6 protein-coding genes are annotated in these 9,551 nt (G+C 40.2%); 4 read left to right on the forward strand and 2 right to left on the reverse strand.

Going from position 1 to position 9,551, the window contains the following annotated elements; translation table 11 throughout:
* Positions 1–124: 124 nt before the first annotated feature.
* From VB693_RS22305 to VB693_RS22320, 4 genes are all read left to right on the forward strand, one after another.
* Positions 125–1,027, forward strand: a complete 903-nt coding sequence (locus VB693_RS22305; protein ID WP_323268175.1) for a cation diffusion facilitator family transporter — start codon at positions 125–127, stop codon at positions 1,025–1,027.
* Between the two features lie 321 nt (positions 1,028–1,348).
* Entirely contained in the window at positions 1,349–3,607 is a 2,259-nt protein-coding gene (locus VB693_RS22310) for an ATP-binding protein (RefSeq protein ID WP_323268176.1), read from the forward strand.
* Between the two features lie 131 nt (positions 3,608–3,738).
* Positions 3,739–4,194 carry a response regulator gene (locus tag VB693_RS22315; RefSeq protein ID WP_323268177.1) on the forward strand — a complete coding sequence of 152 codons (456 nt, stop codon included), beginning with the start codon at positions 3,739–3,741 and terminating at the stop codon, positions 4,192–4,194.
* 2 nt (positions 4,195–4,196) lie between these two features.
* Positions 4,197–6,152 (forward strand): PAS domain-containing protein, encoded by a 1,956-nt coding sequence (locus tag VB693_RS22320; protein ID WP_323268178.1) that lies wholly within the window; start codon positions 4,197–4,199, stop codon positions 6,150–6,152.
* Positions 6,153–6,388: 236 nt separating this feature from the next.
* On the opposite strand, the gene guaA is transcribed toward VB693_RS22320, so the two are convergent.
* Positions 6,389–8,011 (reverse strand): glutamine-hydrolyzing GMP synthase, encoded by a 1,623-nt coding sequence (guaA, locus tag VB693_RS22325; RefSeq protein ID WP_190705969.1) that lies wholly within the window; start codon positions 8,009–8,011, stop codon positions 6,389–6,391.
* 219 nt (positions 8,012–8,230) lie between these two features.
* Positions 8,231–9,346 carry a cobalt-precorrin-5B (C(1))-methyltransferase CbiD gene (cbiD, locus tag VB693_RS22330; RefSeq protein ID WP_323268179.1) on the reverse strand — a complete coding sequence of 372 codons (1,116 nt, stop codon included), beginning with the start codon at positions 9,344–9,346 and terminating at the stop codon, positions 8,231–8,233.
* Positions 9,347–9,551 lie beyond the last annotated feature (205 nt).

Below are 9,551 nucleotides of genomic sequence, written 5' to 3' on the forward strand. Positions count from 1 at the left end.
AACTTGCCAATTATAGCCATATATAATTGTTACTGCGTAAGACTTTGATACAATTTATAGGTGTTTAAAAATTGACATTAAAAGTACACTTAAAAGTCACAGAGCTTAATGTCAAAAAATATCTATGACTTACGATAACCGTGCCGAAGTAAGAAAAGTTTTAATTATTACCCTATTTCTCAACTTGTTTGTGCTGGGATTAAAAGCCTTTGTCGGGTATTTAACAGGTTCTCTCAGTTTATTGGCTGATGCTTTGCATAGTGTGACAGATAGTGCCAACAACATTTTAGGACTAGTTGCTAGTCAATTTTCTTCTCCCTACCCTGATCGCGAGCATCCCTATGGACACCACAAATTTGAAGCTGTGGGAGCATTAGGAATCGCTGCGTTTCTAGGGATTGCTTGCTTTGAAATTCTCCAAAGTGCAATTGAGCGTATTTTTAAAGGTGGCGCACCTGTGAGAATCTCTGCACCTGAATTGTGGATACTGCTACTTGTTTTGGGTGTGAATATCTTTGTGGCGTTTTATGAGCGCAATGTGGGTAAGCGCGTCGGTAGCCAAATTTTAATCGCTGATGCTACCCATACCATGAGTGATGTCTGGGTGACAATCTCAGTCATTGGTGGTTTGATTGGGGTTTGGTTTGGTTATCAATGGTTAGATATTTTATTAGCTTTTCCTGTGGCTTTGCTGGTTTTTTGGAGTGGTTGGTCAGTTTTAAAAGAAAGTTTACCTTGGTTAGTGGATCAAATGGCGATCGCACCTGAGGCAATCCACGCCATTGCTACTTCTGTCCCTGGGGTAATTAATTGTCATGATATCGCCTCACGCGGCGTTTTAGGTCGTCAAGTATTCATTGAAATGCACTTAATTGTCAATGCGCCAGATGTAGAAACGGCTCATCGCATCACTGAAGAAGTAGAACGTCAACTAGAGACACGCTTTACCCCAGTCAGAATTTTAATTCACGTCGAGCCACCAACATATGAATCGGAACAAATTAGTTTTGATTCAGGAGAAAGATAGGGGTTTAGGGACTGGAAGCTAGAAAGAAGTAGGCGAAAGAAGAGGAAAATTCATCACTAGTTTACAAAATTTAACTTTTTAAAAGTTAGCATAAACAGAGATTTAATTGTAAATACAGGTATTTTTAACTTACTCCTGTAGTCAGCTATTAGTCATGAGCGCAGATGAAATTAATCACATCTGTATTAGTTTTTATGCTGTGCTTGTAGACTGTTGTGAATCACAGAACCCTACTCTGCTTTGATCAAATCAATCTAGTAACGAAATCAACAGTATATTAGAGTCAGTCTCATATTAAGTCATCATCATGAGGGCTAAAAAGTGAACACTGGCAATACTGATACAACATTTGAAGTTGACCTCAGTAACTGTAATAAAGAACCAATTCATATTCCTGGTTCTATTCAACCTCATGGAGTTATTTTAGCTTTACATTCAGCAGAATTAACTATTTTACAAGTTAGTGATAATACATTTAGCTTTTTTGGTATACATCCAGAAAACTTAATTAATCAAAACTTAGATATTTTATTGGGAAAAGAACAAATAAATCTATTAAAAGATTGTCTAAAAAACACTGATTTACCAATTGTTAATCCCATAGAATTTTGTATTAAATTACATGATAGAAGTATAAATTTTGATGGTATTATTCACCGTTCTAACGGGTTTATTATCCTAGAGCTAGAACCAATTTTATCAGAAAAAAATCATGCTTTTTTTAATTTTTACCACTTGGTAAAACTAGCAATGCTAAAATTACAAGCGGCGACAAATGTCTCTGAACTTAGCCAAATTTTAGCAAAAGAAGTAAAAAGAATTACTGGCTTTGATAGAGTGATGGTCTATCGCTTCGATAAAAATTGGAATGGGACAGTGATTGCTGAAGAAAAACCGGAATATCTCACATCATACTTAGGTTTATGTTACCCAGCTTCTGATATTCCTCAACAAGCTAGAAAGCTCTACACTGAAAACTGGCTTAGACTAATACCTAATGTTAACTATCAAGCAGCAACAATTATACCAACAAATAATCCTGTTAATAATCAGCCTCTCAATTTAAGTAGTTCAGTATTGCGGAGTGTTTCACCATTACACATAGAATATATGCAGAACATGGGAGTGACTGCTTCTATGTCTATTTCTATTATCAAAAATAAACAACTGTGGGGATTAATTTCCTGCCATCATCAGTCACCTAAATATGTCCCCTATGAAATTCGTAGTGCGTGCGAATTTTTAGGACAAATGACTTCTCTAGAAATGAGTGTAAAAGAAGATAGTGAAAACACAGAATCCAAAATAAAAGTTAAATCTGTGCATGGCAAGTTAATAGAATATATGTCGCTAGATAATAATTTTATTGATGCGTTAATTAAGCATCAGCCGAATATACTGCACTTAGTAAATGCAGCAGGTGCTGCTGTCTGTTTTAATGATCAATATCATATTATTGGTAAGACTCCAACAACTCAAGATATTCATAATTTAGTAAATTGGATTAGTCAAAATCTGCATGAAGAGATTTTCTATACTGATTCTCTAGCAAAAATTTATCCGGAAGCTGAAAAACTGCGGAATGTCGCTAGTGGTTTGATGATACTTTCTATTTCTAAAAGTCAAAAAAACTATATTTTGTGGTTTCGTCCAGAGGTAGTGCAGACCGTAAATTGGGGAGGTAATCCTCATAAACCTGTCGAGGTAGTAGCTAACGGAAGTGTGCGCCTATCACCACGAAAATCTTTTGATTTATGGAAAGAAACAGTCCTTCTCCAATCCCTACCTTGGAAATCTTATGAAGTCAATGCAGCCATAGAATTACGAAGTGCAATTATCAGTGTGGTGCTGCGAAAGGCTGATGAATTAGCTCAATTGAATATAGAACTAGAACGGAGCAATAAAGAATTAGATGCTTTTGCTTATATTGCATCTCACGATTTAAAAGAACCACTGCGCGGGATTCACAATTACTCTAACTTCTTAATCGAAGACTATGGTGAAATTATCGATGCCGAAGGTAAAGAGAAGTTAATGACTCTCATTCGTCTTACCCAACGGATGGAGGATTTAATTGATTCACTCTTGCATTTTTCTCGGTTAGGAAGAGTGGATCTTTCGATGCAACCGACTAACCTGAATGATTTGGTACATCGGATTTTAGATATGTTAAACCTACGCATTCAGGAATCAGGCGTAGAAATCCGTATTCCCAGACCACTACCAACAGTGTATGGCGATCGCGTCCAATTAGGCGAAGTCTTTAGCAACCTCATCGCCAACGCCATTAAATACAACGACAAGCCCAACAAATGGATTGAAATTGGCTACTTGGATAATGTACCACGACCAATCACATTCTACGTCCAAGACAACGGCATAGGCATTAAGGAGAAACATTTTGACTCAGTTTTTCGCATTTTCAAACGACTACACAGCCCCAGCAAATACGGAGGTGGTACAGGTGCAGGACTCACTATTGTTAAAAAAATTGTGGAACGGCATGGCGGTACAATTTGGCTAGAGTCAACCTATGGTAAAGGCAGCACGTTCTATTTCACATTACAAGAAACAGAGTAAAAAATTCACAATGGGTATTACTCATTACTCATTACTCAATTGGGTATTGAGCATTCATTGGTTTTTGCCTCCCCTGCTTCCCCTGTCCTCTATCCCCTGTCACCTGTCACCTATCACTACACTCCTTCTTCATGATTGGCAACATCACCCAACCTTTACTAGTAATTGAAGACAGCGATGAAGATTTTGAAGCTTTGCGGCGATTCATTCAAAAAGAAGTCATATTAAACCCTGTGTTTCGTTGTGTAGATGGTGATGAAGCCCTAGATTTTCTCTACCATAACGGAGCTTATAGTGATTCTCAAATTGCCCCACGGCCATCAATTATTTTGTTGGATCTCAATTTGCCAGGTACTGATGGGCGAGAAATTATAGCCCAACTTAAACAAGATCCAGACCTCAAATCTATTCCTATAGTTGTATTTACTACTTCTTCTAACCCCAAGGATATTGAAATATGTTATCAATACTGCGTTGCTAGCTATATCTTAAAACCAATTGATATCAATCGATTAGTAATAACAATTCACAGCTTTTTAACCTACTGGTTAGATATTGTGATTCTTCCTGATGCTGTTAGCAAATAGTCATGGCAGAACCGCTAACTATTTTAATTATTGATGATTGTCCTGAAGACCGTCAGGTTTATCGTCGTTATCTCCAGCAAGATCAAGAGCAATGCTACCAAATTTTAGAACAAGAATCAGGTGAAGACGCATTGGCATTATGTCAAAAATTACAACCTGACGGGATTTTATTAGACTTTTTATTACCCGATTTGGATGGGCTGGAATTTTTAGCAGAACTGAAAACACTAACCCAGGACAAGATGCCTGCTGTAGTGATGTTAACAGGCTACGGTAATGAGGCGATCGCAGTCCAAGCTATGAAAAGTGGTGTTCATGACTATCTCGTTAAAGGACAGACTACGGGTGAACGTTTGCGTTTAACTGTCTACTCAGCCATCAAAAAAGCCCAGTTAAGTGCTGAGTTGCGCCGGAGTGAGGAACGGTTACGGGAATCGCAAAAACTGATCGAACGCATCGCCGAAACAACACCGGGAATTTTGTATGTTCACGATTTGGTAGAAGGGCAAAATGTTTATCTCAACGGACAGGTAACAAACTTACTTGGTTATACTCCCGAACAAATTCAAACTTTGGGACAAGAATTTTTATCTCAATTCATGCACCCTGACGATTTTGCTCAACTTCCCAGTGTCTTCCAAAGATTTGATTCGGCTAAGGATGGTGAAGTTTTAGAACATGAATACCGAATGCTACACGCCGACGGTAAATGGCGATGGTTTTGTAGTCGCAACTCTATATTTGCTAGGAATGCTGACGGTTCACCATATCAAATAGTTGGCACAGCCTTTGACATCACAGATCGTAAGCAAACAGAACAAGAATTACGGGATAGTGAACAACGCTACCGCTATTTATCAAATGCTGTACCTCATCTGGTTTGGATTACAAATGCTCAGGGAGGATGTGAACATTTCAATCAACGCTGGTACGATTTCACTGGTAGAACCGTTGAGCAATCACTGGGATTTGGTTGGTCAGAAGTTGTACATCCAGATGACATCTCAGCCGTGATGCAGGAATGGATAAAAGCTATAAGAACCGGAGAACCTTATGAACAGGAAATTAGATATCAAAAATATGACGGTAGCTATCGCTGGCATTTAGCACGAGCCGTACCCATTCCAGATGAGCAAGGACAGATTGTACAGTGGTTTGGAACAAGTACAGATATTGATGATTACAAACAATTAGAAGCGGAACGCAACCGACTTTTACAACTAGAAAAAGCAGCTCGGACTGAAGCTGAAGCAGCCAACCAAGCTAAAGATGAGTTTGTGGCTATGGTATCTCATGATTTGCGATCGCCACTCAATGCTATTCTCGGCTGGGCGCAACTTTTAAGAACTCGGAAATTTGATCAGACTAATTTTATCCGTGCGGTAGAAACTATTGAACACAATGCTAGATTCCAATCAAAACTCCTAGAAGACTTGCTGGATATATCGCGTATCCTGCGGAGCAAATTAAAATTAGAACTCAACCAAGTTAATCTAGCCGCAATTATCGGTGTAGCTATAGAGACAGCTTACCCCTCAGCCAAAGCGAAAAATATCATTCTAGAATCTAGAATAGATCAATCAATTCCCACGATTACTGGCGATATCAACCGTTTACTACAGGTGTTAGGTAATTTACTCTCCAACGCCATTAAGTTCACGCATCCAGGGGGAAAAGTATTAGTACAGCTATTAGAAAAAAATTCTCAAGCCCAAATTACAGTGACAGACACAGGCATAGGCATTAGCCCAGAGTTTTTACCCCACGTTTTTAAACGTTATCATCAGGCAGATCACCATTATACACAAGGGGGCTTAGGATTAGGTTTAGCGATCGCTCGTCATCTAGTAGAATTGCATGACGGGACAATTGACGTTACTAGCCCAGGCGAAGGACAAGGTGCTACTTTCACAATTCATCTACCATTACCAAATGAACTTTGTATGAACCTTGGTTAAATATACGAATCCGGTTGAATTTTTGGACAAAATCAAGTCTTGATACTAAGTAGCTAAATATCTCCATGTAGAGACGCAATTTATCGTGTCTGATAATACCAATATTTTACACAAATAAACCTTAAATAAACCCTATTAATTCATAGCAAAAAAAAGTAGAGACGTTGTATTTCTACTTCTCTACTTCTCTACTTTTTTACGAATTACGAATTACGAATTACGAATTACGAATTATCTTATTCCCACTCAATAGTTCCAGGTGGCTTAGAGGTAATATCAAACACCACGCGATTCACGCCTTTTACCTCATTGACAATGCGGTTAGAAATCACTTCCAGCACATCGTAAGGGACACGCGCCCAATCTGCCGTCATGCCATCTTCACTCTTGACAATCCGTAATACAATCGGGTAAGCATAGGTGCGTTGATCACCCATTACCCCAACACTACGGATTGGTAACAACACAGCAAATGCTTGCCAGTATTCATGATACAAGCCACGTTGATTGATTTCTTGCCGCACAATCAAATCAGCATCACGTAAAATATTTAACCGTTCGGCTGTGACTTCACCCAAGATGCGAATTGCTAAACCAGGGCCGGGGAAGGGTTGACGTTGGACGATTTCTTCCGGTAAACCAATAGAACGTCCTAATTTGCGGACTTCATCTTTAAATAGTTTCCGCAGGGGTTCTACCAACTTGAACCTTAAATCTTTGGGTAAACCACCAACATTGTGATGGCTCTTGATTTTGACTGCGACCCGTTCCCCTGTTTTGGGATCAACGTTAGTATCAGCAGATTCGATCACATCAGGGTAAAGAGTCCCTTGAGCCAGATAGTCGAAGGGGCCAAAATGTTTAGATGCTTCTTCAAATACCTGAATAAATTCATGTCCAATGCGACGGCGTTTTTCTTCTGGGTCTGTAACTCCAGCCATTTTTTCGAGAAAGCGATCGCGAGCTTCAACATATTCTACAGGAATATGAAACTGTTCTTGGAATAACTTTACTAACCTTTCCGGCTCATACTTCCGCATAAAGCCTTGATCGATAAATACACAGGTGAGTTGTTCACCAATAGCTTTATACAGCAAGAAAGCCAACGTGGAAGAATCAACTCCCCCAGATAAAGCTAACAGTACCCGCTTATTGCCAACTTTCGCCCGAATTTCCCGAATTGCTTCTTCTACAAAGGCGGCTGTTGTCCAAGTGGGTTCACACTCGCAGATGTGATAAACAAAATTACGAATTAATGCTAAACCACCAATGGAATGTACAACTTCAGGATGGAACTGTACACCGTAAAGTTTTTTGTCGTGGTCAGCGACAGCAGCGCAGGGAGTATTTTCTGTATGGGCTAAAACTTCAAACCCTGGGGGCATTTTTGTGACTGAGTCACCGTGACTCATCCACATAGTAGTGCCATCTTCGACGTTAGTTAATAAGTCTGTAGGGTCATCAATGTATAGTGATGCTTTGCCGTATTCACCCCTGTCCGCTTGGGCTACTTCCCCACCGAGTTGATTTACCATCAACTGCATACCGTAGCAGACACCCAAGATGGGAACTCCCAAATTCCAGATTTCTGGGTCACAATGGGGTGCGCCATCACTATAAACTGAGTTGGGGCCGCCAGAGAGAATAATGCCTTTAGGACTTAGTTTTCGTAAATGTTCAGCTGGGGTGCGATAAGACAAAACTTCAGAGTATACTTGAGTCTCGCGGATGCGTCGGGCAATTAGTTCCGAATACTGAGAGCCAAAGTCTAAAATGACGATAATTTGACGCTCAAGCCGCCCAAACTCTTCTACTGCTTGAGGGGCTTGTTCGGTTGGTAGAGTCACCACTGTATTCATAATCGGGGAAGTGCGGTTTAGATGTAGATGATTGCTCTGTGTGTCAGAATATACAGCTTTGCTGCCTGGTTTGTCAGCAAATACTAGATTAGACAATTAAAAACGCCTGTAAGAAGCGTTTGCTAGGCCGATGTGGCAAGGTATTAAAACGTTAAATTACCCTAGGGTGGCTACTGAAAAAATTATTTATTTGGATTATTTATGATTATTCATAATAAATTAACATAAATTTCCAATTAAGTTACAAGCAGTTTTGCTCTTCACAATAATTTTGCGATCGCGATCAAAGAGAATTGATCCACAAACTGTAGTTAAAATCTCTCTATTACTATGGCTGTGGAGATATTCTTGGCAACGGGCATCAATAGTTTCGGCGATCGCACTGTAAACTTGATTTACCCAATCACTACCTGTAGCAATATCTAACGCTCTTAAGTGTTTAAGTGCGGCTTCAGCCGTCGGGCTGTGAAATACTACTTCTATATCTTGTTTGTTTAAACCTGCCAAAGCACAGTGGGTAGTTAAAACTTCCCGTCGCCCATCAGCTAGGTGATGATGGGTATGAAAAATCCCACCAGCCAGCTTCATCAACTTCCCATGATAGCCAAACAATAAGATTTCTTTAACACCCAAAAGTTCTGCTTCCACTAACATTGGCCCCAACCAATTAGCAGTTTTTACTAGTTTCTCAGGGTTAATACCGATTTTTGGGGCTAAATCTAAGCCGTTCTCGCCGATGCAAAATACCAAACTTGAAAACTGACTAGCTTTTTGTTGTAATTCAGTGCGAAAAGTATTTAACTGCTCAGGTGTACTTAAAGGTTGAGAAATACCTGATGTTCCCAATAAAGAGAGTCCCTCCACAACACCAAAGGCAGCATTAGAAGTTCGAGTAGCGAGCGATCGCCCCTCTGGTAAGATAATTGTCACCGTGATTTTTTCCGATGTTGCTAGTAGTCGAGACAAGTTCTCTTGCAACAGCCTCCGAGCATAACCATAAATCGCTGGGTTATTGTCAGCATTAATTTGCTTACCAATTCCCTCCCCACCGTGAATAGTCACTTGCTCATCCCCCACCCCTCCCCACTCAACCAGCGTCCAAACCGGGGTATTTTTGGTTAAATCCAGATTATCACCGGGATCAGAGCGAGTAATTGCCAACGCCATATTCTCTGATAATCCGGCTACCTGTTCTATCGGGATTTCGGCTATTTGTGCAGGTGTAATCAAGTCTACTGTTGCCACTAGTAAAGGTTGACGGTGGCGTAAGCAATGTAAAGCAGCCACAGCAGCAGCACAGGCAAAAACAGGTAAGGTGTATCCACTACGAGTCAAGTCGCTTCGCTCCAATTCAAAATTCAAAATACCCTATCGGGTTCTCTACGTTCCCTGCGGGACGCTTCGCGAACGCGGAGCGTGTCGTAGACAGAGGCTAACACCAACGCGGTAGCGTTCCGTAAGGAAAGCAAGCTACAAAATTCAAAACAGGTCATTAATCAGATTGGGCATTGTATTTTTCTCCCCCTGCTTTCCTGTCACC

Source organism: Anabaena sp. UHCC 0399 (assembly GCF_034931465.1).
Classification (GTDB): domain Bacteria; phylum Cyanobacteriota; class Cyanobacteriia; order Cyanobacteriales; family Nostocaceae; genus Trichormus; species Trichormus minutissimus.

What these genes read in the sequence shown, in the direction of transcription:
- VB693_RS22305 (WP_323268175.1), top strand. Translation starts at nt 125, where the DNA reads ATGACTTACGATAACCGTGCCGAAGTAAGAAAAGTTTTAATTATTACC.
- guaA (WP_190705969.1), bottom strand. Translation starts at nt 8,011, where the DNA reads ATGAATACAGTGGTGACTCTACCAACCGAACAAGCCCCTCAAGCAGTA.
- VB693_RS22315 (WP_323268177.1), top strand. Translation starts at nt 3,739, where the DNA reads ATGATTGGCAACATCACCCAACCTTTACTAGTAATTGAAGACAGCGAT.
- VB693_RS22320 (WP_323268178.1), top strand. Translation starts at nt 4,197, where the DNA reads ATGGCAGAACCGCTAACTATTTTAATTATTGATGATTGTCCTGAAGAC.